The sequence below is a fragment of the Flavobacterium sp. genome, assembly GCF_027484705.1.
Classification (GTDB): Bacteria; Bacteroidota; Bacteroidia; order Flavobacteriales; family Flavobacteriaceae; genus Flavobacterium.
In genome coordinates this window covers 19,374-43,757 of the sequence record NZ_JAIXSL010000002.1, presented here as the reverse complement: position 1 = coordinate 43,757, position 24,384 = coordinate 19,374, and the positions used below count along the sequence as shown (strand labels likewise).

Genomic DNA, 24,384 nt, shown 5'->3' with positions numbered 1-24,384 from the left:
TTAAAGATCTTCTAAAAGAAGTAAATACAGGTTTTTTGCGGAACTTCCATATTGCAAAAAGTCTTCTTCTTTGGCTTTTTCGAAATATTTTATCGTGGTGATATTGGTTGGGTAATCCTTATCGTATTTCTTTTTGATGGCACGAAGTCCGTCGCTTTTGCTTTCGAGAATCTGGCTTGTGGTAGCCAAAATCACCATATTGACCGGAAGATCGTTAGGTTTGTTTTGCTTGATTTGGTTTGATGAAAATAGTATCGAACCTTCGTCAGCAATCAGGTTTTCGCAACTCGCCAAAAGGAATTTTGGGTTCGTGGAGTTTTTGTAAACCAATTTGTTTTCATCGAGCATGCTGTAAAGTTTCGGCTCAAAACATGCGGCTTCGGATTCAAACCAATCGTTCTCTTCGAGAATGTGCTCAAAATGATCTTTGACTTCGGACAAATCTTCGCAATAAAGGAATTTACCACCGTTTTTCTTGAAGTTGAAAGTGAACTTTTCATCAGCTGGAGCCGATAAATGCGCTTGTTGAGTATTGAACTCACTTTGCTTTTCCTCATCCGAAGAATCATTACCCGCACCAAAAAATTTCCTGAAAAGACTCATATGCTTTATGCTCGTGGTTAAAATGTTTTTGAAAACATCCAAAGATAAAAAAATCTTAATTCAAATGTAGGAATGAATTAAGATTTTTTAAAATTTTCGCTTTTTAATACCGATTACAAATCCATTTCTTCCTGAAGGTTCGAATCGAATTTTCGTTTTCCAAATATGGCTTCCAAATCATCTTTAAATATCACTTCTTTTTCTATCAGAATATCAGCAAGTTGGTTCAGTTTGTCTTTGTTTTCTTCGAGGATTTGAATCGCTCTTTCATACTGACTTTCAATCAAGGCTGAAATTTCCTTATCGATAATCATCGCGGTTTCTTCCGAATAAGGTTTCGAGAAATTGTATTCGTTTTGACCTGAAGAATCGTAATAAGTAACATTGCCGATTTTTTCATTTAAACCATAAATCGTAACCATCGCTCGGGCTTGTTTGGTGACTTTTTCCAAATCGCTCAAAGCACCTGTAGAAATGCGGTTGAAGGTTACTTTTTCAGCAGCTCTTCCGCCCATTGTCGCACACATTTCATCGAGCATTTGATCCGGACGAACGATCAGTCTTTCTTCGGGTAAATACCAAGCGGCTCCGAGGCTTTGCCCACGCGGTACGATTGTTACTTTTACCAAAGGCGCTGCGTGTTCTAACATCCAGCTAACAGTTGCGTGACCGGCTTCGTGAATAGCAATCGCTTTCTTTTCGTCGGGTGTGACGATTTTATTTTTCTTTTCGAGTCCACCGACGATTCTGTCCACGGCATCAAGGAAATCTTGTTTGTCTACTGCTTCTTTATTATTTCTTGCAGCAATCAATGCGGCTTCGTTACAGACGTTGGCGATATCGGCTCCTGAAAATCCGGGCGTTTGTTTCGCCAAAAAGTCAGTGTCTAAATGTTCTACTTTTTTGAGTGGTGCCAAATGCACTTCGAAGATTTCTTTACGTTCGCGGATGTCCGGTAAATCGACAAAAATCTGTCTGTCGAAACGGCCTGCGCGCATCAAAGCTTTGTCCAATACGTCGGCTCTATTGGTTGCGGCTAGTACAATGACATTAGAATTCGTTCCGAAACCATCCATTTCTGTCAAAAGCTGGTTTAAGGTATTTTCACGTTCGTCGTTACCGCCTGAGAAATTGCTTTTTCCACGGGCGCGGCCTACGGCGTCAATTTCATCAATGAAGATAATCGCGGGTGCTTTTTCCTTAGCTTGTTTGAACAGGTCACGAACTCTGGAAGCTCCGACACCTACAAACATTTCCACAAAGTCAGAACCAGACAACGAGAAAAACGGTACTTGTGCTTCACCTGCTACGGCTTTGGCCAGTAATGTTTTTCCGGTTCCCGGAGGCCCAACTAGTAGCGCGCCTTTTGGAATTTTCCCGCCCAAATTGGTGTATTTTTGTGGGTTTTTCAGAAACTCTACAATTTCCTGTATTTCTTCTTTTGCACCTTCTAATCCGGCAACATCTTTAAAAGTCGTTTTGATATCGGTCTTCTCATCAAACAATTTCGCTTTCGATTTTCCGATATTGAAAATCTGTCCGCCACCGCCAGGAGCATTGCTGCTCATACGGCGCATGATGAAAATCCAGATGCCGACGATAATCAGGATGGGCAATAAATTCAACAAAATTTCCGACCAATTGCTTTTCGGTAAGAAGTTGTAATCTTTCAATTTTCCTTCAGCCACTGCAGTTTCTAATTTCTTCTGGAAAATCTCATCATTTCCGATATCAAAAACATAATGCGGTCCTTTGGTATTGGGTCTGTTGAGTAAGTCTTTGGCAACCGCTTTGTGTATCGGAAGTTTTAAAGCTTGTGGGGTTAAATAGACTTCAGCCTCAGATTTGTTATAAACAATAACTTTCTGAACATCGCCATGCTCCAAATATGTGTTGAATTTGGAAGAGCTTGTTTTGGCTAATTCCTGAAAACCGGATCCGCCCGTAAAAAAACTTATGAATACGAAAAGTAAGATTACACCGGCGTATAAAAGGTATGGGCTTACCTTGATTTTATTAGGATTGGGTTTGTTATCGTTGGCCATTTTTTTCGCTTTAATATTTGTTTTCTATGGTAGTGATTTTGGCGTCGCCCCAAAGGCTCTCGATGTTATAGAATTCGCGGATGTGTTTCTGGAACACATGCACCACAATATTGACATAATCCATCAGCACCCATTCAGCGTTATCAGCGCCTTCCACGTGCCAGGGTTTGTCCTTGATTGCTTTTGAAACTGTCTTTTGGATGGAGTTAACGATCGCGTTAACCTGAGTATTTGAATTTCCGTTGCAGATAATGAAATAGTCACATGCGGAATTGTCTATTTCTCTTAAATCTAAAATGTCAATATCGTTTCCTTTTACTTCTTCAATTCCTTTGATGATATTAGCTAATAACACATCATTATTAATTGTCTTTTTCGCCATTTATTATTTTATATATGTTTGCAAAGTTATCATTTTTTGTGATTAATTTTGAACCTTAACATAAGATTAAATTCCGTCTTACAAATAATGCCGATGCGCTTAGTCAAACTCGATGCCATAGATTCCACAAATGATTTTCTGAAGGATTTGGCGCGTCATAAGAATGCCGAAAATTTTACGGTGGTTACGGCTGAAAACCAAACCAAAGGCAAAGGACAAATGGGTGCCGTATGGAATTCTGAAATCGGCAAAAACCTTATAATGAGTGTCTTGGTGAAAGATTTCCTGACCGATGTTAATGATGTTTTTAATTTAAACATTGCCGTGGCGCTGGCAGTTATCCGCAGTTTGGAAAGTCTCAAAATACCAAATCTTAGTATCAAATGGCCCAACGACATTATGTCAGCCGATAAGAAAGTTGGCGGGATTTTGATTGAAAACAGCTTCAAAAGCAACGATTCGATTGATTCTATTGTAGGTATTGGCATCAATGTCAACCAAACCTATTTTGAAAACCTGCCACAAGCTTCTTCATTGGCGCTGCAAACCAACACCATTTTCGACAAAGAAGCTTTGCTGTTTTCGATTGTCGATCATTTAAAATCGATGCTCGAATCGTGGGAAACGGAATCAGCAACGTTAAAAGATCAATACACGAGTTTACTTTTCAAGAAAGATGTACTTATGCCTTTTCAAAAAACGGATGAATCGATTTTTATGGGAACGATTAACGGAATCACAGCTACTGGGCAACTTGAAATCCTTTCCGAAGATGGATCACCGATGGATTTCGATATCAAAGAAGTCAAAATGATTTTTTAACGCGTAGTTTTCAGATCTTTATTTTTAAAGGACAATACTTCCGCTTCAAAAGAAATATTGTCTTGTTTGGAAGTAAAATAAAAATTGTATAGATAACTGCTTTTGGTGATTTTTTCAGCCACTTTTCTCGATAATGCCAAGTCGTTATTTTTGACCAGAATGCTATTGATTTTCTTTTCAAGAATAGGAATGAGATACTTCTTGAATTTTTTGTTTTTGGTGGTGATGTTTACTTTATCAATCACATCAAAGGCCAGTTCATATTTTTTTTGGTTGTAATAAACGGCTGCTAAGTTTAATCGTGCTTCTTCAAACTGATCCGAAATTTCCAACGCCTTCAGATAATACGTTACCGCTTTATCGCTTTCACCATGCATCCCGTAAGCAGTTGCCAGATTGTTGATCACCTGAATCTGATAAGGCGCAATTTCATAAGCGTTTTCAAAATAAGCAATGCTTTGCTCAATTTCGCTACGATTGAAACTTGCCATGCCTTTATACCAATCGATTGGGATGCTTGTCGGGTCGATTTTGTAAAAATAATTTTCGGCCCTGTTCGCATGGAATAGAGTTTCGTCCCATTGTTCGGCATCTTTTGCCTGGTACATTTTTACGGTTTCGAGTTCGCCTTTGAAACGAAAAGCTGCTACGACTAAGGAATACAATGAAAATACCGCGACGCTATAAACAAGCAAAATTCCGTTTTTATTTGAAGTAGGATTTGATGCTTTAAGCGTGTAATAATTTGCCGTCGTAACCGCAAAGAAAACCATCAGCAGGATTTGATGTTCGACGCGTTCCATTGGGAAATCGAAAAATGAGATCACCAAATATCCTGTAATTCCGCCTAGCAGGTAAATGTAGTTCCAGCGTTCGTTGTCGGATTTCGCATTTTTAATCAGAAACAGCAACTGGAAATAAATAATTCCAAAAATGAAACCATAAGCGAGCAATCCCAAAATACCGTTTTCACACAGAATATTCAGAAAATCATTGTGCGGACGTTGCAAAGTTTCGGTGCCGTTGGCGATGGTAAATTCCTTAAACTCGTTGAGTCCGTATTTCGGAAAATGCACTTGCCAATTTCCCAAACCTACGCCCAACAACGGTTTTTCTTTCCACATCGCTATCGAATGGTTCCAGAATTTCCCTCGCGCAATCAGCGTATTGTTGCTCACAATCCGGTTAAAATATTGTGTTGTGCTATTTTTAGAAACGGAAATTTCCTGAGTTTTCGGCGCAAAAAAACTTGTATAAGTAAAAACGCCAAGTGCCATCAGGGCAATGCTTGCTAAACCGATAAATCTTTTCCGAATGCCTAATTTGAAAGTGAGATAGTAACCCAAAACCAGCAATCCAAAAAACGCAAAAGCCAGAAAAACGGCTCGGGTTCCCAATAAAATTAATATTGGTAAAGCGCTAAAAATGGACGTCAATGATACCAACCTGTTTTTTTTCGATTGTTTCAAACCCATCAGAAAAAACGGGAAACACATAAAAAGTATGGAAGCCAGCAGGTTTTTATTGGCAAAAAAGCTTTTCACGAGATTCGCCTTGCCGAATAATTTTTCACCATCGATGGTTTTTCCGATCCAATCGTAATAGGCGCCAAGAATCGCGATGATTCCAAACGCAATGCAGCCTTGAATCAAAATATGGACACTGATGATTTTATTGTAAAGCGCTTGAATGGTGACCAACAAAAACGAAAAAAGCAGCAACTGTTTTGACAGGATGTAATGACTTTCAGAAGTAAAACCGTTGGTATAAGCTGAGATGACTGAAAGCGCAAGATAACTTCCAATGGCTATGTACAACGGATTTTTAATCGGGATGAAACTTTGCTTGTCTTTGTTCGATGGCAACAGAAAAACGCTCAGCAGTACAAACACGGAAAGGTAAACCTGTCGCGGCATCAAAACCGGATCGACGAGGCTTGAAACATAAGCAAACGGCAACAACAATAAAAAAATAAAATAGGCTTTTGCTGTTGTTGTGGCTTTCATTGCTTGTCTTTTTTGTTTGCAGTCAAATATAAACAAAAAAGAAAATGACACTCTTTTTCAGCAGCGATTATGCGATTACAAAGAAAATTTCTCGCCCAAATAAAATTTAATCAGCGCATTGTTATAAAGCAACTCATATTTTGACTGAATCAATTGGGCTTGAGAATAGTTGTAGCTCGCTTTGGTGACGTTGAGTTCATTGGTGTTGATTTTCCCCAATTCAAACTTCAACGCATCAGCCTGGTAACTTTTTTCTGAGAATTCGAAAGCTTTTGACGAGGCTTCATTTTTCTTCAACGATGTTTTGGTATCGGTAATCGCTTTCAAGACTTCCTTCGAAAGTTCGTTGCGTTTGATTTCAGTATCGATTTTAGATTGTTTGTAAAGGATTTTCGAGGTTTTAATTTTAGAACGGCTGTCGAATTGGTTAAAGATCGGAACGATCAAATTCAACCTCAAAATATTGACTTCATTGTTTCTCAATTGGTCTTCAAACGGAAGCAAATCTTCGGAGTGATCCTGATAATTGGTTTTAGTATATTGCGAACCGTATTGCGCACGCATAGACAACACCGGATAACGCGATGCTCTGGCTAAGGCTAACGCAGCACGCGCTTTCTTTTCGCGGTATTGACTCATCGCCAGAGAAGGATTGATTTCCAAAGCTTGTTTGATGATATCGTACTGGTTTCTTTCGATATCTAACGAAGGATCGATTTGCAAAATCGGTTTGATCAAAGTGATTTCCTTATCCAGCGGCATGTTCATCAGCTGTTTGAGGCTTACAAGATTGTCCGTCAAATGGTTTTGGTTCGTAATCAGCGTCAGTTCTTCCGAGGCTTTCTGCGATTTGATTTTAAACACTTCACCTTCAGCAATCGTTCCGGAATCGAATTTGAGTTGTGCGAGTTCGAGTTGTTTCTGGCTCGATTCGATTTGTTTTTCATTGGCAGCGATGATTTCCTGCAAATATAAAATCGTGATGAATTTTTCGGCCAAATCAATCGTAATCTGGTTCTCTACTTTTTTGACATTCGACTGGTTGACTTTGTATTCCTGTTTGGCGAACTTAATCGAGTTCAAAACCGTAAAACCTGCAAAAAGATTGTACGAAGCATTCAAATAACCCACGTAATTTTTAATATCGGTATTGACGAAAAGGTTCGAATTCGGATCGATTTCCCGGCCCCAAGAATCCTTGTTGTCTATGGTTCCGTAAATATTAGGAATTAGTTTTCCGTAGCTTAAACGGTATTGCGTTTTGGCGATAAGTTCGCTGTTGAGCGCCGATTTCATCTCGAGGTTTTCCTTCAATGCTAGTTCAAGACAATCCTTGAACGACATCAGATCCTGAGCAAATGCAGCATTCGAAACAATAAAAAATAGTATGAGGATTCGTTTTTTCATTCCAATTAATTCACATTATTGTCAATCTTGTTGAACAATTTTTTGATGATGTACTGATACAGTTGCATGCGCTCGATGATCACTTCTCCTTTGAGTTTGTAACCCGCTTTGAGGTTGATGTTCGGATTGTATTTTTTGATATCGGCCAGACAATAGAACGTTTTCTCCACATCCGAAGGCGACACATAAGTGATTTTCCCTTTGATCGCGCCGTAGCGGTAATAGTTATACGCATCGAGTTTGAGGTTGATTTCCTGCCCGTTTTTGATGTACGCCAAATCCTTTTCATCTAAAGTAACCTTGGCGTAGAACTTTTCTTTTTTGGGCGCGATGATCGCCAGTAAATCGCCTTTGGCTAAAATTTCTAGGTTTTGTTTGGCGTTGAACAGGTTTGAAACTGTTCCGTCGATCGTGCTCAAAATCACCATTTTCTTCAATTCGTCGGTGATGTAAGTGAGGTTGTATTTCCCGTCTTTGATCTGCGTTTCGAGTTCCACCAAATCCTGACGATAGCCTTGCAGTTCGTTATCGACTTCAATGATGTTGCGCTGCAAATCGTTTTTAGAACGTTTGTAATTGTTCGAAAGATTCTCGAAATCGTAATTTTTAGAACCGTAAGTCGTTTTCACATCCACCTGCGATTTTTTGTCATCGATGTTGCGGTTTTTCGTATCGGTCATTTCATAGCGCGAAATGGCGCCTTTGGCATACAGCAGCGAATCGGTTTTGAATTTATCGGTCAGAATCGAACTTTGTTGTGAAGACAAATTGAGTTTGTTGTTCAAAGCGGCAATTTCCAATGCTGTTTTCTTGCGGTCGGTTTTGTAAATCCCCGATTGAATTTTGAGCAGCTGCATCAAAGAAGCCTTGCGATCTGCCGTGTTGGCGATCAGTTTCTTGATGATGTCGATCTTGTGCGTTTTCGATTCGAGATCCGTATTCAAAACATTAAAATCGGACTGCGTTTTCTTGTTTTCGAGTACGAAAAGCGTATCGCCTTTTTTGACTTCTTGGCCTTCTCTGACGGCGACCTTCAAAACTTTGACTTCGTTGGGCGCGTTGATCTTGAGTTGCGGTGTGTCTGAGTAGATTTGACCTTCCTTGAAACTTACGGTATCGTTTAACCTCAAGGCAAAAATCAACACCACTACAACAATCAGGAAAGCAACTAGAATCTTATTAAGAATCTTAATAAAATTGATCGACCTCGTGTTGTAAAATGTAGAGTTCTCCATTGGTTATTTTATATTTTTTCGTGAAGTTAATATTTTTTATAGGTTCGTGTGAGATGATGATGAATGTTTTGTCACCATCAGTGTCGATTAGCGTTTCGACTTTGTTGCGCGATTCGATATCCATTCCTGACAATACTTCGTCCAAGATGATGATTTCAGTTTCAGCGAATAAGGCACGAAGCAACAGGATTTTCTTGCGTTGTCCGGTCGATAGGTTTTTACCGTTTTCGTTGATGATGAAATCAAGTCCGTCTTCTTTCGAGGCGATGAAATCATAGAAATTGATCGCTTTCGCTTTGTCGAGAATCGCTGAAAGATCGATGTTTTTTCCGAGCGCGATGTTGTTGTAGATGCTGTCGTTGAAGAGAATGTCTTCATTGGTCACCAACAGGATTTTCTCGCGCATTTTCTCTTCATCGTAGAATTTCTTGTCGCGGTTGTTGATCAGCACCGAGCCGGAATCCGGATGGTAGAGCGTTGTTAGAATTTTGCTGAAGGTAGATTTCCCCGATCCGTTTTGTCCTTCAATTTTAATTTTCTCCCCTTTTTTGATTTTTAAGTTGATGTCTTTCAACACAAATTCGTTCGGCATATAACCGTAGTGGATGCCTTGAAATTCAATCTTATCAATCGTAAAATCTTTAATACCTTTTTGGTTTCTGACTTTAGTATCTTCATCAAAATCCAAATATCTTTTTAAGATGACTTCGTTTTCCTGGAGCGTCATGTTGTCGTCCAAAATGCCTTTCAAAGAAGAAAAGATTTTAGAAGATAACGCGATGAACGTTACGATTTGGCCCAAAGTGATGATTTGTGTTTGTATCGCTGACATCGTCAAAAAGACCATGATCAGTACCGATGAGAAGATGATGATTAGTGCTACAACCACTTTATTGACCAAATCAACATAACCGTTGCGCAATTGGATTCTCAGATAATCGTTGATGCTGGAGTAGATTTTATTCGAATGAAAACGTTCGATCTTGAAACTTTTGATCACCTGAATGCCTTCGACTTTTTCCATCATTTTGGAAATAAAATCGGCTTTTCTGATGTAACGCAACCTTTCGTTTTGTTTAAGATACGGTGTGATGAATTTAAACCACAACACAAACAAAATCATGACGGCCAATACAATTAAAGTCAACGTTTTATCAATAAAGAATAAAATGAACAGCGAGTAAATCGAAACACTCAAATCGACTAGAATTCCGGTGAAGAACTTCATGAAGAACGTTTTGAGTTTCATCGAATCGCTGACACGTTCCATCAAATCGCCTTTTTTATACGAATGGATGTATGCCAATGACGAAGCGTTGATTTTTTCATCGAAAGAGAACAAGAAATAACGATCGAGCGCATTGCCAAGGTGGATGCTCACGTAGTTTTTGTAAAGTGTCGTAAACAAATCGAAAACTTTGTAAATTCCTAAACCGACAGCGAACAAAATCAGCGTGTTAAGATTATAAGTCGGCAATACGTTATCGATCAGAATCTGATTCGTGAATACCGCAATCTGCGCGGTTGTTGCAGAGAACAACGCCGCAAATATATAGATGTACCAAAGCTGCTTGTAATCGCCCAATTGTTTGAAAAGTTGCCAGTATAAACTTCCCTTCGTTTCATCAGGATAGTTTACGGCGGCTTCTTTTTCCTCGTTTGATTTTACGACAAGAATGAGTGGCGCTTTGTTTTTGATTTTGCCTTTTTCGAGTTCGAGCGTTTTGAAATTATTAGGAACACTTGAAATCTCTTGGTTTCTCAACAAGTCTGTCAAAAAGCTTTTTTCGGCTTCGAAATCTTTAAAACCAAAACTTTCCTTAAGGTATTTGAAATAAGTCAGTTTGTTGAACACCGTAGCGTGGCCATTTTCCGTGATGGCTTCTCCGATATTGATTTTGTATTCTTTGAGATCTTCGGAACAAATCGCTAAAATCTGGTCTTCGGTCTGCGTAAAATCCCAATCGGTTTTGTTGCTGAGTGCTTTGTTTTTGATTTCGTGTAGCGACAGGAAATACTGGCTTCCTTTGTTCGGATCGTAGACTTTGAATTTCTTTCCTTTGAGTTCGTTCACGACGATATAGCGTGAGCCGTTTTTGTGTTTCACCGGTAAAATGAATGGAAACAAATCTTTGATGTTCGCTTCGTTGCCTTCGATGAAATTAACGTCTAACAGTTTAAATGTAGCGTCGAAACCGTTGGCATCTAAGAAAGTTTTTAAATCGGTAAGCCTGGAGCCTTTTTGGTCCAGCGGAATGTTTTCTTCAATGTAGTTACGCGAAATACTTTTCTCGTAAATGTTGAAGACAGTCTTGATGGCGCTAATTCCGCAATCATTACTCTTGAGTTGTTGGTCTGTTTTTGGCATAGATTTGGGGTTTATCTTATCCAATTATTTCATTACTGATATGTTACTAAAAAGTTAACTAAATAATCTGAAGCAATATTATATAGAATAAATAGTACCGACTAAAAACTTCTATAACTAACCTGAAAACTCGATAAAATGCTAAATAAGATGCATTTAGGGTTGTTCGTCGAAATAAAAAGCCTTCTACCGATTTAGTAGAAGGCTTTGTTTTATTTGATATGCTAATTAGTTGTTATAACTTATTCATATTCAATGCTAAAGTCTCTAAAAATTTACTAATCGGCCCTTTGATCATCATCGCCATCATCGCATTGAATTCGCCTTCAAAAAACAACTGAACATTCGATTTGCTTGCCTCAACTTCTTCAATTTTGGCGGTTAATGTAAACGGAAGTTTGTCACTCGCAGCGCCTAATACAACGGTGTTTGGCGCTATTTTCTCTTTCATTTTCAATTTGATTTCGGGCATGCCTTTAAGGCCAAACAGAAAGGCATCGTCACCGATAACTTCAAATTTCGCGATGCTTTCGGGCATCAGTTTTTCAAAATTCTTCACATCGGTCAAGGAATCGAATAAGTGTTGTGCTGATTGGTCTACGCTTACTTTTGGGCTTTCTAAGTTCATGTTTTTTTTTTGATTATTATTTGTATTCAATAGTAATATTGAATGTTTTATTTTGTAGGATAGAATATTCAAATTAGACTTCAATGCCCCAAGAATCCGGAGCGACACTCCAATCTTTCAAAGCGATTTGCTCTTCTTCGGTAATATATTTTTTGGACACTGCCAGATTGAGCAGATGTTGGTAGTTGCTGAGCGTGTATAAATCTACATGAGCATTCTTGAAATTCTCCTCGGCGATGTCAAAGCCATAAGTGAAAATAGCGACCATGCCTTTTACATTCGCACCCGCGTCTTTGATGGCTTGAACGGCAAGCAAACTGCTATTTCCGGTGCTAATCAGATCTTCAACGACCACAACGTTTTGCCCTTTTTGCAGAAAACCTTCGACCTGATTTTGACGGCCGTGTTTTTTAGGTTCTGGGCGCACATACACGAAAGGCAAGCCCATATATTCCGCGACGAGCATTCCGATTCCGATGGCTCCGGTGGCTACACCGGCAATGACATCAGGTTTCCCGAACTGTTTCTCGATGTTTTTGGAAAATTCCTCACGGATGTAATTTCTTATCGCAGGAAAAGACAGCGTGAGTCGATTGTCACAGTAAATCGGAGATTTCCAGCCCGAAGCCCATGTAAAAGGATTTTTCGGATTCAATTTAATTGCATTTATTTGCAAAAGCAATTCGGCTGTTTTTTCGGCGGTGTCTTTATTAAAAATCATAGCAACAAATGTATAAAGTTTTTGTCAACGATAAACCTTTTTTCTTAACAAATGAAATCATCAAAGAGACCGATTTCAAAATATTTTTGTTGGAAAGCACTGATATAAAACAACTGGTCATCAAGATGTTCAATAACAAAATTAAGAAATGTTATTTGTATTATCCGGATGAAAAAGTGATGTTTAAGAAACTCAAGGAAAAAATTCCGGTGCAACGCGCAGGCGGTGGCTTGGTTTACAATAAAAACGGCGAAGTTTTATTTATTTTCAGAAACGGAAAGTGGGATTTGCCCAAAGGCGGCAAGGAAAAAAGAGAAAAGATGAAACTCACGGCAATGCGCGAAGTGGAAGAAGAAACCGGCGTCAATAAACTTTCCATCACCAAAAAACTCCAAAAAACGTATCACATATTTAAGCGCAACGGCATCTATAAACTCAAGATTACCACCTGGTACGAAATGAAATCCGATTATGAAGGAATTCCCATCGGTCAGGCCGAAGAAGGCATCGAAAAAGTCGCCTGGCTCAATCCCGAACAGATTAAAGAAGCGTTGCTGAACTCGTACGAGAACATCAAATTATTGTTTGAAGAAGAGAAACTCCTGCAATAGGCTTTATTTTATTGCCGTTCTCTAAGGCGAAAGATTTACCTTTGCCGCATGAAAAACCAACGTTCGAACAATATTCTGCTCAATTTAGGCATTGAAAACCTTAACGAAATGCAAGTCGCTGCACAGGAAACCATACTGCGCGACAATAACGTTTTATTGCTTTCGCCTACAGGTTCTGGTAAAACTTTGGCTTTTTTGCTTCCCGTTTTTGAAATTCTCGAACCTGAAGTGAAAGACGTGCAATGCTTAATCCTAGTACCTTCACGTGAGTTAGGTTTGCAAATTGAGCAAGTCTGGAAAAAAATGGGCACCGATTATAAAGTCAATGTTTGTTACGGCGGGCATTCGATCGAAACAGAAATCAAGAATTTGAGCAATCCACCAGCGGTTTTGATAGGAACGCCCGGAAGAATCGCCGACCATCTTGACCGCGGCACTTTTAAAACGGAAAATATTCAAACGTTGATTCTTGATGAATTCGACAAATCTTTGCAACTGGGCTTTCATGAAGAAATGTCGTTCATCATCAACCGATTGACCAAACTCAACAAACGTATTCTGGTTTCCGCAACTTCCGATATCGAAATCCCGAAATACACGCGCGTCATTCATCCGACGATTCTGGATTTTATTCCAGGTGAAGAAGAAAAAACGAATCTTTCGCTCAAAATGGTCGTCTCGAAAGAGAAAGATAAAATCAACAGCCTGTTTCATTTAATCTGTTCTTTGAAATCAGAATCGGCATTGATTTTCTGCAACCACCGCGATGCCGCAGAACGCATCAGCGACACATTAAACGAAAAAGGAATTTACGCGACTTATTATCACGGCGGTATGGATCAGGACGAACGCGAACGCGCCTTAATCCAGTTCCGCAACGGGAGCGTGAGTTATCTCGTGACCACCGATTTGGCTGCACGAGGCTTGGATATTCCCGAAATGAAACACGTGATTCATTATCATCTGCCCTCGAAAGAAGACGAATTCACGCACCGTAACGGAAGAACCGCGCGAATGCTAGCTTCAGGGACGGCGTACATCATCACGCATGAAAGTGAGAAAAAATTAGATTACATCGATTACGGTATGAAAGTATTATTGGTCGATAGTAACATCAAACTGCCAAAACCGCCAGAATTTCAAACCATCTACATCAGCGGCGGCAAGAAAAACAAACTCAACAAAATCGATATTGTCGGTTTCTTTTCGCAAAAAGGGAAACTCGAAAAAGGCGATTTAGGCCTGATAGAAGTCAAGGATTTTATTTCATTCGCCGCAGTGAAAACGGCAAAAGTAAAGGATTTACTGCGCCTGATCCGTGATGAAAAAATGAAAGGAAAGAAGTTTAAGATTGAAGTTGCTCGAAAAGTCGTTAAGAAAGAGGACAATTAGACACAGCTGCACCTTTGGACACGCTTCGCTCTAGAAAAAAAGCGACTTCAGTTTGAAGTCGCTTTTTTATATTGAGTTTTTTTGTCCAAAAATCCAAAGCCGTAGGCGTGTCCAAAGGCGCAGCCGTGTCTAAAGCGCAGCGTGTCTAAAAATCTATTTCACCCGAACCGCATCCGGTACCAACATCTCATATTCACCGCCATTTCGAATCACATCGCGCACAATGCTCGAACTGATGTAAGACGTTTTGGCCGCAGTCAGCAAGAACACCGTTTCTATTTTAGACAACCTTCTGTTCGTGTGAGCAATCGCTTTTTCAAACTCGAAATCGGCGGGATTGCGCAAGCCACGCAAGATAAAATCTGCTTTGAGTTTTTTACACAGATCAATCGTCAAACCTTTATAAGTCACCACGGAAACGGTCGGTTCGTCGGCAAACGCTTCTTCGATGAATTTTTTTCGCTCCTCAAGCGTGAACATATATTTTTTTTCAGCGTTGATTCCAATCGCCACGACAATCTCGTCAAACAGCGGAATGCTTCTTTTGATGATGTCGTAATGCCCGAGCGTAATCGGGTCGAAGGAACCGGGGAAGATGGCTTTTCTCATTTTTTAGGGTTGCTGGGTTGCGCGTGGCTAAGTTACTGAGTTTTTTTTTGAAATTGCAGAGCAGTTACTTTTTTAGGAGCTGGTTCCTGCTCTTCGCTTTATCTTTTGTGCTGAACGCCAGCACAAAAGGATGCTCGCTGCGATCAGGGCTAGGGCTTTTCGTAAACCAAGACAAAGTCAGCTTTATTTTAAAACTGTAAAGTTTCGGTCAGCATAATATTCCGTAAGCCACTAAACCCGCGATGATAATACTTCCAGTGAAAAACCATATCGGCGTGCGGGTCGGATTATTTTTCTTTTCGAGGTCGAATTTTACCTTGATGTTTTCCCTGAATCCATCGGTTTGATACACAGTGCGGCAATTGGTGCAGGTCGCCAACATCTTTTGCTTGACACCAAAAATCGGAATCCACCAGATATGAACGTATTTTCCTTCGATGGCGTAGTTCATGGAAACATGATTGTTGCATTCAGGACAAATGATATCTTGAACCCTTCCTTCTTTGAGTTTCATTCCGCCAGTGCCAAGAAAATAACCGATTACCATATTATTTTGCGAGCGCCAGCTCAATCGCATTCGTGAATAAATCTTCTAAAGAAATCCCGGCAGCTTTTGCCTGTTGCGGAATTAAGCTTTCAGTCGTTAATCCTGGAATCGTATTCATTTCCAACATATAAGGTTCGCCATTGACGAGAATGAATTCGCTTCTCGAAAAGCCTTTCATCTTTAAAATCTCATAAGCGCGTTTGGCTACGGCGTTGACTTTTTCTGTGATTTCAGGTGAAATTCTCGCTGGCGTAATTTCCTGCGATTTGCCCAAATATTTGGCTTCATAATCGAAGAAATCATTGTCGGAAACGATTTCTGTGATCGGCAACACGGTAACTTTTCCTTGGTAATTGATGACGCCGACGGAAACTTCAGTGCCGTCGAGGAAACTTTCGATGATGATTTCGTTGTCTTCTTTGTAGGCGACTTCAATCGCGATGGGCAATTCGTTTTCGGTTTTGACTTTCGAAATTCCGAAGCTCGAACCTGATTTGTTGGGTTTCACAAAACAAGGCAATCCGACTTTGGCTACAATCGCGGCGGTGTCAATATGGTCGCCTTTGTTAAGATAGAACGATTCGGCGCATTTGATGCCGTAAGGTTTCAGCACCGAAAGCAAATCACGTTTGTTGAACGTCAGAGCGGCTTGGTAATAATCGCAAGAAGTTTGCGGCAATCCGATCAAATCGAAGTAGGCTTGCATCAAACCGTCTTCTCCGGGCGTGCCGTGAATCGCATTGAACACCGCGTGGAATTTGATTTTCGTACCGTTGGCGGTGAAAGAAAAATCATTTTTGTCAATCGGATGCTCGTTGTTGTTGTCGTCAACGTAAACCCATTTGTCTTTAAAAATATGCACACGGAAGCCGTGGTACTTGGTTTTATCTAGATATTTGTAGACGACGTTGCCGCTTTTGAGCGAGATTTCAAATTCGCTCGAATAGCCGCCCATGATGATCGCAATGTTTTTCATGCAGGTTGTTGTTATGTAGGTGGTTCGTTTTTAGCCCCGATAGTAGCGGCATCCTTTTATGCCGGCGTTCGGCATGAAAGATATAGCGGATAGCGGGATTAGCTTCTGATATACTGTAACAAAATTATCATTTTTTTTCAAACGCAAAGCCTTTAGTATTTTTATATCTTTGCTGAAATAAAATTTGACATGAGTTTAAAGGATTATCTGAAGAGCCGGGTTTTTGCGGTGCAGGTGCTGATCGGGATTTCGATCATTGCCGTTTTGAGTTATTTGTTCTTTCACTGGCTGACGTTTACCACCGATCACGGCAATGAAATTACAGTCCCCGATTTGCGCAAACTTAGCGAACAACAGGTAGAGGAGAAGCTCGATGATCTGGATCTCGATTACGTTTTGCTCGACAGTGTAGATTACAACAAGGATTTTCCGAAACACAGCGTGGTGGAACAAGACCCGATTGCAGGTTCGAAAGTGAAGAAAAACCGTAAGATTTATATCAAGATCAATTCGTCAGGTTTTACGATGGTGAAGATTCCTAATCTGATTGAGAAAACCTACAGACAAGCCGTTCCGACTTTAAAATCACTTGGCCTTGAGGAAGGCACGATTACTTACAAACCTTATTTAGGAAAAGACATGGTTCTTGAAATGCATTGGAATGGCAAAAAGCTCAATCCGGGCGACAAAGTTTTCAAATCTTCCAAAATTGATTTGGTCTTAGGCGACGGAAAAGTAGGTTTTGATGACACAGAATTGGATACGATTCCAGCAACACAAGAAGAAATTCCAGTCAATGCAAACTAACGAAGACAGCCCCGAATTAGAAGACGAATTATACGAACATTTCCGCGTGGAAGTGCCGAAAGGTCAGGATTTGTTGCGCATCGATAAGTTTCTGATGCATTTCATTCCGAATGCGACGCGAAATAAAATCCAGCAGGCTGCGACCAGCGGTGATATTTATGTGAACGATGTTCCCGTAAAATCGAATTATAAAGTCAAACCGCTTGATGTGGTGCGCATTCTTTTGGCGCATCCGCCGTTTGAGAACCGCGTGGATCCTGAAAATATTCCACTCGATATCGTTTATGAAGATGATGCTTTATTGCTCATCAACAAACCGCCGGGCTTGGTCGTGCATCCTGGTCACGGCAATTATACCGGTACTTTGGTCAATGCGTTGGCGTACCATTTCCAGAACTTACCCATGAACAGTAGCGAGCGTCCTGGCTTGGTGCACCGCATCGATAAAGACACTTCGGGACTTTTGGTGATCGCCAAAACTGAAGCTGCGATGACGCATCTCGCCAAACAATTTGAAGCCAAGACTTCCGAACGCGAATATGTCGCGATCGTTTGGGGCAACCTAAAAGAAGATGAGGGAACGATTGAAGGCAACATCGCGCGCCACGTCAAAGACCGCATGCAGATGGCTGTTTTCGCTGATCCTGAAATCGGGAAACCCGCAGTGACGCATTATAAAGTGTTAGAACGTTTCGGTTATGTGACGATGGTTTCGTGTGTTTTGGAAACCGGTCGTACGCACCAAATCCGCGTGCATATGAAACACATCGGGCATCCGTTGTTCAACGACGAGCGTTATGGTGGTCATTTGATTTTGAAAGGCACTACGTTTACGAAATACAAACAATTCATCGACAACTGCTTCAAGATTCTTCCACGTCAGGCTTTGCATGCGAAAACATTAGGTTTTGTACATCCGACGACTGGCGAAATGATGCGATTTGATACGGAACTTCCTGAGGATATGAAGGAACTCATTGAGAAATGGCGCGGCTATGCGAAATCGAATGCGGCGGGCGAGGAGGAGGGAATAGAATTTTGACACGCTTTGCTCAAGACACGCTTCGCTCAAGACTATAGGACGGTTGAGGTTAATTTTCCATATACTTAAAGTTTGATGATTGATTTTTATCCAAATGTAAATATCTATACTGTCTAAAGCGAAGCGTGTCCGAAGCGCAGCGAGTCATACAGTCCTAAGCGCAGCGTGTCCTATTTAAAAGTATCCCCTTGCTTAATATCGCCCGATTTAAATCCGCGATTAAACCAATACATACGCTGCTCGGAAGTTCCATGCGTGAAGCTGTCAGGTTCCACATGCCCTTGCATTTTACTCTGGATCGCGTCGTCGCCCACGGCATTAGCGGCGCTCAAAGCTTCTTCAATATCGCCGGGTTCTAACATTTGGTTGATCTGCTGGTTGTAATGCGTCCACAATCCGGCGTAGAAATCGGCTTGAAGTTCTAAATCTACGGATAGTTTGTTGGCTTCGGCTTCAGATTTCCCTTGTTGCATTTGGCGCATTCTTGTTGAAATTCCGAGTAGATTCTGCACGTGATGGCCAACTTCATGTGCAATCACATAAGCAATCGCAAAGTCGCCGCCTTCAGCACCAAAGCGCGATTTGAGTTCTTCGAAAAACGCCAGATCCATATAGACTTTTTTATCGGCAGGGCAATAGAATGGCCCTGAAGCCGAAGTTGCCGAACCGCAGCCTGTGTTTACATTACTGGTAAACAAAACCATTTTTGGGTTTTCGTAAGTGAGACCGTTTTCCTCAAATACTTTTTTCCAGACGTCTTCGGTATCGGCTAGAATCGTAGCGCAGAATTCGCCCATTTCCTTATCGGCTGGTGATAATTCCTGAGTCGTTTGTTCGGTGGTCTGGCCTTGTTGCAGCTGTTCCAGAACCGGCGCAATCTGCTGAGCACTTTCACCTCCGAATACGTTGATGAGTAAAATAATGATTCCGATCAATCCGCCTCCGAGGGCTACTTTGCCGCCCGAGACACCGCGGCGGTCTTCCATGTTATCGCTTTGTCTTCTGCCGATCCATTTCATGATGTTGGTTTTATATGTTAGTTGAAATTATATTTTTTTCACCACATAGAATCATAGATTTCTTAAAATTTAAAAGAAACTTTGTTTAGGATAGACACCTTATTTTTATCGATGTCCTATTTTCTATGTCTCTATGTGGTCATTAGACTTTTATCCATTTGGCAATAATGAGTTCAAGAGTGTCTTTGATAATCGGTTTTGAGGCGTAATCATCCATGCCGACTTCAAGACATTTTTCGCGCTCGCCAACCACAGTTCCCGCTGTCAGGGCAATGATAGGAATATGTTGGTTTTGTATTTCGCGTATTTTTTGTGTGGCCACATAACCGTTCATAATCGGCATCTGCACGTCCATAAAGATCATATCGATATCGTGTTGCTGAAATTTGCCCACGGCGTCCTGACCATCAACGGCTTCAATAATGCAAACATTCGGCAGGATTTGTTTGATGAGTGTTTTGGCGAGCAGCATATTGATTTTGTTGTCCTCAGCAATTAAAACCGTGGCTTTGGTTCCCACATTATTGGCATAGACACTTTTCTCTTTGGTTTCTGATGTTGGTTTTACTAAGTCTTTGGATTCTTTATCAGTAGCAATCGGTAATTCGACATCAAAGAAAAACTCGCTGCCTTCGCCATACCTGCTGATGAGTTGCAAATGGCTTTCCATAAGGTTCAGCAGTTGGTTCGAGATCGATAATCCCAAACCGGTGCCGCCAAATTTCTTCGTCGTTGAGGTATCTTCCTGCGAAAAAGCCTCGAATATTTTTTCCTGGTTGCTTTTCTTAATCCCGATTCCGGTGTCTTTAACAGAAAATCGGATCATCGCTTTTTGTTCATTTTTCTTGATGACATGGATTTGAAATTCGATTTTTCCTTTCTCGGTAAATTTGACGGCGTTGCTCAGCAGGTTGATCAGTACTTGTTTCAAACGAATGTAATCGACACAAATGAACTGTGGCACTTCCTCGTCGATATCGAGAATGAGTTCGATGTTTTTGAGGTTCGATTCGTATTTGATGAGTTCGATGACCTGATGTGAAAGCGCAATGATGTTGTATTTTTCGATGTTGAGTTCGAGTTTTCCGGATTCGATTTTAGAGAAATCGAGAATGTTGCTGATGACTTCCATCAATAAATTCGCCGACTGGTTGATCGTGTCCATGTATTGCTTCTGGAACGCTTCAAGTTTGGTATTCATCAACAAATCGGTAAACCCAATGATGCCGTTGAGCGGCGTGCGGATTTCATGGCTCATATTGGCCAAAAATTCTGATTTGGCTTTGCTTGCGGCTTCGGCGATTTCTTTTTCTTTGAGGATATTTTCGGCCAGTTTTCTTTCGGTGATGTCGATGAAGATTCCGCCAACAAATTCAATCTCACCGTCTTTGATAATCGGTTCCCCAAATTCTTCTACCCAAACCAAATGCCCTTTTTGGTGGATGATTCGGTAGGTCGTATGCATTTTTTTCTTTTCACTGAACAATTTTCGCGCGACGGTCGTAAATTCTGTGATGTCATCGGGATGCACCAAATCGATGTAGTATCTTTTGTTTTCTAAAAAGTCGGATTTTGGATAGCCTGTGAGGTTTTCAATCTCATCGTTAAGGTAAATTTTCGACCATTTTTCATCATATTTGGAAAGGTAAACGGTTCCCGGAATGTTGTTGGCCAGCAAACGGAATTTCTCTTCGCTTTGCTGGATCTCATTTTCACTGTCGAGACGTTCGATGGCCGAAGTGATGTTGGTCGACAGAATCTGCAACATATTCACTTCATCATCAGACCAGGTTCTTTCTGCATCAACCACATCAAGACCGATGAAACCCGTAAAACGATCCTTGACAAAAATCGGAAAAATGAGCACCGATTTGATTTCGTTGTCCATCAACAGTTTTTTCAGAACACCTTCTTCGAGTTTTCGTGTATGGGTTTTAAATATTTTGCGTTCTTTTGCTTTGCTTACGATTTCATGAAAATCATCATGACTGAAATACCTCAATGGCGTGATTTGAAGTACCACGTTTTCCTTGCCCCATTTGTATTTTTGGCGAAACAAATTGGTGTCTGCTTCATTTTCATAATAATAAAGATGGTCTACATTGGTCACGTTTCCTATGATGGGAAAGGCTTCCTGAAAGATTTGTATTTTTTCCTTGGTGTTGATGAATTTGTCGGTAAACTTCAGCATGGCCGAAAGCAATTCGCTTTTGTAAACCAGCTTCTTTTCGACTTCCAACCGCAATTGCGATTCGAGCGCCACCACAATAAGATCGCTCACCGAACGCGCGAAAGAAACATCTTCATTGTCCCAGTTTTTTATTTTGCTGACGGATTCAAAACAAAGAATGCCATGCAGTTCGCCGTTGATGAAAATCGGCGTATCGAGTAATGAATTGATCTTGTGTTTCTGGACATAATCCTGACAAAGTTCTTTGGTGATCGGATTCGAATACACATCGCTCGCAATGATCTGCATTTCGTTTTCGATGGTTGCGAAGTAAGTCGGATAGTCATTTCTGGTCAGTACAAATCCTTTTTCGAATTTGTGTTTTTCGACTTCATACAGGTTCAGGCATTTGATTTTATCGGGGAAATAATTCCAGAAACTTGCCCGATGGATGTCCAGGGTTTTGGATGCGACTTCCAGAATTTCCCTGAGAATGCTGTCGAAACTTTCCTGACCTGAATAGCTTTTGGCCATAAATTTCTTGAGCGTATCGTTGAACCGCTGGATTTTCTCCTGACTGATGCGCTTGTTGCTTTCAATGCTTTTGAGCGCGGTGATGTCTCTGGCAATGGCCGAATAGCCTATGATTTTTCCGGCACTGTCTTTTTTGGGCGTTACCTTTTGGGAAACCCAGAATTCCTCGCCATTTTTTTTGAAACCGGGAAATTCTATGATTTCATTGTCATTGTTCTGGAAATCAGCTTTCAAAATCGATTGCGTCACGGATTCGATATAATCGGGTCTGACGAATTCGCTGAAATGACGGTGAATGAATTCTTTGGAACTGAACCCCAAGGTCTTTTCGCAAAACTCGTTGATGAAAGTAAAATGTCCCTCAACGTCCGTTTCAAAGATGATGTCATTGGCCGATTGCACGAGGTTTTTGTATTGGTCTTTGACTTGAACTTGTTCCGTGACATCCTGTCCGATTCCGATAACCAAATCGTCGTTGAACTGTTTGTCTTTCCACTGAATGTATTTGTATTCGCCGTTCTTGCATTTGAGTTTTCGGATGTGCAGGCGGTTGTCGATGTATTCTTCATGATAATCCTCGCCAATAAAATCAGGGTCTTCGGTAAGAATCCAGAAACCAAAACCGAGCATTTCCTGTGGGGTATATCCCAAAATATCGAGGACCGATTCGCTGCAAAAAGAAACTTCGCCTTTTTTGTTGGTGGCGATCGTGAGCGAATTTCCCTTATTGACGATTTCGTTGGTAAAGCGGAATTTATCCTGCGTATTGAGATAGGTAATATGCTGAATGTAATGGATGAACATCATCATGAAACAATAATTCAGCAAAATCAGCAGCAGTTGCAACGGCATCCATTCCTGCTGGATTGCCACGCATAGAAAAGTGATGACCAGGCTGACGAAAATCCAATAAATTTTGATGGGCTTCAATACCTGAAAAGAAAAGAAAAATCCCACCACAAAACCGATCAAAGGAATGATGTCATATTGATGCAACACCATGTTGCGTGCTATAAACGTATAGTATAACAGAAAAAAACTAATGAAAGTCGCGTGGTTGTATCGGTTAAAGAATTTGTTCTTTTTTGTCAGGAAATACAGAGCGATCAGTACAAAACCAATGATGCAACTCTGCAGCAGCATGCTTTTGTGTCTGACGGAATAAATTTCAAAAATGATTTCAAAAATGGGCAACAGTATTCCCAGAAACAGAAAATAGAGTTGGTATTCCTTGTCGAAAGAATCGAGCTGCATATAATTTCCGGCATCCTTATGCTGAAAATGGTTGTTGATTTTAAAGAAATTGAAAACCAGAAAACCCACCAAAAGAAACAGCAGCGGGAGAATCACCCAAAGGACATTGGCGTTGTTGGATACGAAATCTGATATTCTAAAATCCTGACCAGATGGGTAATTGGCGTTGAATGATGTTTGATATAATGAAATCAAATCAGAGAAATTGCTGACGCCAAAGGGTTTGAATCGCATTATTTGAGGGTACTTTCAGTTGTGTTTTATTGTGCTGTCTTCGGATTAGAAAAATATAAAAAAAAATGATATGAACGGGATTAAATTGTCAATTTTATGGATTTAATTTTAATGAAATCTGGTTGGGTTTTATTCATTAAACTCCGATTGATTTTCTTCTGAAGCCAGTTCTTCCGATAAGGTTGCAGGAGTTTCATCGCCCATGATTTCGGTATAAACGCTATAGTACATCGAATACATAAATGGAACCGTAAAGAAAATTCCGATACAAAAACCGAAAAGCCCGAGCATCATAAAGAAAGCGGAAACAATCATCAGCGCCAACAAAATGAAAAACTGTTTAGAAACGATGATAATGCTGCCTTCAATGGCTTCCATGGCTTTTAGATTCCCAAAAATAATCAACGGTATGGTCAGAAACGTCAGCACTGATACCGACAAACTGAGCACGAAGCCCAGCAACTGAAACCCGAGCCATTGTAGACCGACAGAAAACATACTGGAAAAAAGCGATATGATGATTGCCGCCATGACAATTTCTTTGAAATAACTGCCACGGTAATAATCAAAAGCAGTTCCGACCGAAAAAGCTTCTGCTTTGGCCGCACATTTTGCCATTTTGATGAGTCCGGCATTGATTGGACTTGCGATGGCAGTTACCAGAATGATGACGATGATGTAAGGAACCAACCACATGATGGATAAGTTTTCGACTCTAAATTGCGACAACGAATTGGTCGTGAGCGCCATACCAACCGCACCTACAGCAATCAAACCACACAGAATACACATTAAAATTACAATGATTAATACCGCTACACCGCCTTGAAGCGCTATTTTTTTGTAGTTCTCGAAAGCATTGTTGAAAACCGTTCCGAAGTCAATGTTGTATCCGTTGGCTTTAATATCCTCAATGTTTTGTTTTGTGTTTCGCATGGCTATTTTTTGTGATATGAAATTCAATAATACGAT

20 protein-coding genes are annotated in these 24,384 nt (G+C 40.6%); 5 read left to right on the top strand and 15 right to left on the bottom strand.

Annotated features, from left to right (window positions below; all coding sequences use genetic code 11):
- The 3 genes from Q0058_RS00300 to rsfS form a co-directional block, all read right to left on the bottom strand.
- On the bottom strand, positions 1–603 hold the full coding sequence (locus Q0058_RS00300; protein ID WP_298220514.1) for a lactate utilization protein B/C: 603 nt from the start codon (positions 601–603) through the stop codon (positions 1–3).
- 113 nt (positions 604–716) lie between these two features.
- Positions 717–2,648, bottom strand: a complete 1,932-nt coding sequence (gene ftsH / locus Q0058_RS00295; protein WP_298220512.1) for an ATP-dependent zinc metalloprotease FtsH — start codon at positions 2,646–2,648, stop codon at positions 717–719.
- Positions 2,649–2,658: 10 nt separating this feature from the next.
- Complete coding sequence (gene rsfS, locus Q0058_RS00290; RefSeq protein WP_298220510.1) at positions 2,659–3,030, bottom strand: ribosome silencing factor; 372 nt, start codon at positions 3,028–3,030, stop codon at positions 2,659–2,661.
- 93 nt (positions 3,031–3,123) lie between these two features.
- Between rsfS and Q0058_RS00285 the strand changes: the two genes are divergently transcribed.
- Positions 3,124–3,852 (top strand): biotin--[acetyl-CoA-carboxylase] ligase, encoded by a 729-nt coding sequence (locus tag Q0058_RS00285; protein WP_298220508.1) that lies wholly within the window; start codon positions 3,124–3,126, stop codon positions 3,850–3,852.
- Here Q0058_RS00285 and Q0058_RS00280 read toward each other — a convergent pair.
- The 6 genes from Q0058_RS00280 to pyrE form a co-directional block, all read right to left on the bottom strand.
- Positions 3,849–5,858, bottom strand: a complete 2,010-nt coding sequence (locus Q0058_RS00280; RefSeq protein WP_298220506.1) for an O-antigen ligase family protein — start codon at positions 5,856–5,858, stop codon at positions 3,849–3,851. The genes Q0058_RS00285 and Q0058_RS00280 overlap by 4 nt on opposite strands.
- A 75-nt stretch (positions 5,859–5,933) precedes the next feature.
- Positions 5,934–7,265 carry a TolC family protein gene (locus tag Q0058_RS00275; RefSeq protein ID WP_298220504.1) on the bottom strand — a complete coding sequence of 444 codons (1,332 nt, stop codon included), beginning with the start codon at positions 7,263–7,265 and terminating at the stop codon, positions 5,934–5,936.
- Between the two features lie 5 nt (positions 7,266–7,270).
- On the bottom strand, positions 7,271–8,500 hold the full coding sequence (locus Q0058_RS00270) for an HlyD family efflux transporter periplasmic adaptor subunit (RefSeq protein ID WP_298220502.1): 1,230 nt from the start codon (positions 8,498–8,500) through the stop codon (positions 7,271–7,273).
- Positions 8,454–10,868, bottom strand: a complete 2,415-nt coding sequence (locus Q0058_RS00265; RefSeq protein ID WP_298220500.1) for an ATP-binding cassette domain-containing protein — start codon at positions 10,866–10,868, stop codon at positions 8,454–8,456. Before Q0058_RS00265 ends, Q0058_RS00270 begins: the two co-directional genes overlap by 47 nt.
- Positions 10,869–11,103: 235 nt before the next feature.
- The gene (locus Q0058_RS00260; RefSeq protein WP_298220498.1) at positions 11,104–11,496 is read right to left on the bottom strand and encodes an SRPBCC family protein; all 393 of its coding nucleotides are present in this window, start codon (positions 11,494–11,496) and stop codon (positions 11,104–11,106) included.
- 73 nt (positions 11,497–11,569) lie between these two features.
- Positions 11,570–12,217, bottom strand: a complete 648-nt coding sequence (gene pyrE / locus Q0058_RS00255; RefSeq protein WP_298220496.1) for an orotate phosphoribosyltransferase — start codon at positions 12,215–12,217, stop codon at positions 11,570–11,572.
- An 8-nt stretch (positions 12,218–12,225) separates the two neighbouring features.
- Between pyrE and Q0058_RS00250 the strand changes: the two genes are divergently transcribed.
- Entirely contained in the window at positions 12,226–12,828 is a 603-nt protein-coding gene (locus Q0058_RS00250) for an NUDIX domain-containing protein (protein ID WP_298220494.1), read from the top strand.
- A 48-nt stretch (positions 12,829–12,876) separates the two neighbouring features.
- The gene (locus Q0058_RS00245; RefSeq protein ID WP_298220493.1) at positions 12,877–14,220 is read left to right on the top strand and encodes a DEAD/DEAH box helicase; all 1,344 of its coding nucleotides are present in this window, start codon (positions 12,877–12,879) and stop codon (positions 14,218–14,220) included.
- Between the two features lie 153 nt (positions 14,221–14,373).
- Here the strand turns inward: Q0058_RS00245 and coaD are convergent, their stop codons facing one another.
- From coaD to Q0058_RS00230, 3 genes are all read right to left on the bottom strand, one after another.
- Positions 14,374–14,829 (bottom strand): pantetheine-phosphate adenylyltransferase, encoded by a 456-nt coding sequence (gene coaD / locus Q0058_RS00240; protein ID WP_298220491.1) that lies wholly within the window; start codon positions 14,827–14,829, stop codon positions 14,374–14,376.
- Between the two features lie 208 nt (positions 14,830–15,037).
- A complete protein-coding gene (locus Q0058_RS00235) occupies positions 15,038–15,376 on the bottom strand; it encodes a zinc-ribbon domain-containing protein (protein ID WP_298220489.1) in 339 nt (112 codons plus the stop codon).
- Between the two features lies 1 nt (position 15,377).
- Positions 15,378–16,352, bottom strand: a complete 975-nt coding sequence (locus Q0058_RS00230) for a D-alanine--D-alanine ligase (RefSeq protein WP_298220487.1) — start codon at positions 16,350–16,352, stop codon at positions 15,378–15,380.
- Between the two features lie 189 nt (positions 16,353–16,541).
- Between Q0058_RS00230 and Q0058_RS00225 the strand changes: the two genes are divergently transcribed.
- Together Q0058_RS00225 and Q0058_RS00220 are read left to right on the top strand one after the other, a co-directional pair.
- Positions 16,542–17,159 (top strand): PASTA domain-containing protein, encoded by a 618-nt coding sequence (locus Q0058_RS00225; RefSeq protein WP_298220485.1) that lies wholly within the window; start codon positions 16,542–16,544, stop codon positions 17,157–17,159.
- Positions 17,149–18,201 carry an RluA family pseudouridine synthase gene (locus Q0058_RS00220; RefSeq protein WP_298220483.1) on the top strand — a complete coding sequence of 351 codons (1,053 nt, stop codon included), beginning with the start codon at positions 17,149–17,151 and terminating at the stop codon, positions 18,199–18,201. Before Q0058_RS00225 ends, Q0058_RS00220 begins: the two co-directional genes overlap by 11 nt.
- Positions 18,202–18,371: 170 nt before the next feature.
- On the opposite strand, the gene Q0058_RS00215 is transcribed toward Q0058_RS00220, so the two are convergent.
- The 3 genes from Q0058_RS00215 to Q0058_RS00205 all read right to left on the bottom strand — a co-directional run bounded on the left by Q0058_RS00215 (position 18,372) and on the right by Q0058_RS00205 (position 24,348).
- Entirely contained in the window at positions 18,372–19,220 is an 849-nt protein-coding gene (locus Q0058_RS00215) for a neutral zinc metallopeptidase (protein WP_298220481.1), read from the bottom strand.
- 142 nt (positions 19,221–19,362) lie between these two features.
- Entirely contained in the window at positions 19,363–23,412 is a 4,050-nt protein-coding gene (locus Q0058_RS00210; protein ID WP_298220480.1) for a PAS domain S-box protein, read from the bottom strand.
- Between the two features lie 129 nt (positions 23,413–23,541).
- A complete protein-coding gene (locus Q0058_RS00205; protein ID WP_298220479.1) occupies positions 23,542–24,348 on the bottom strand; it encodes a hypothetical protein in 807 nt (268 codons plus the stop codon).
- Positions 24,349–24,384 lie beyond the last annotated feature (36 nt).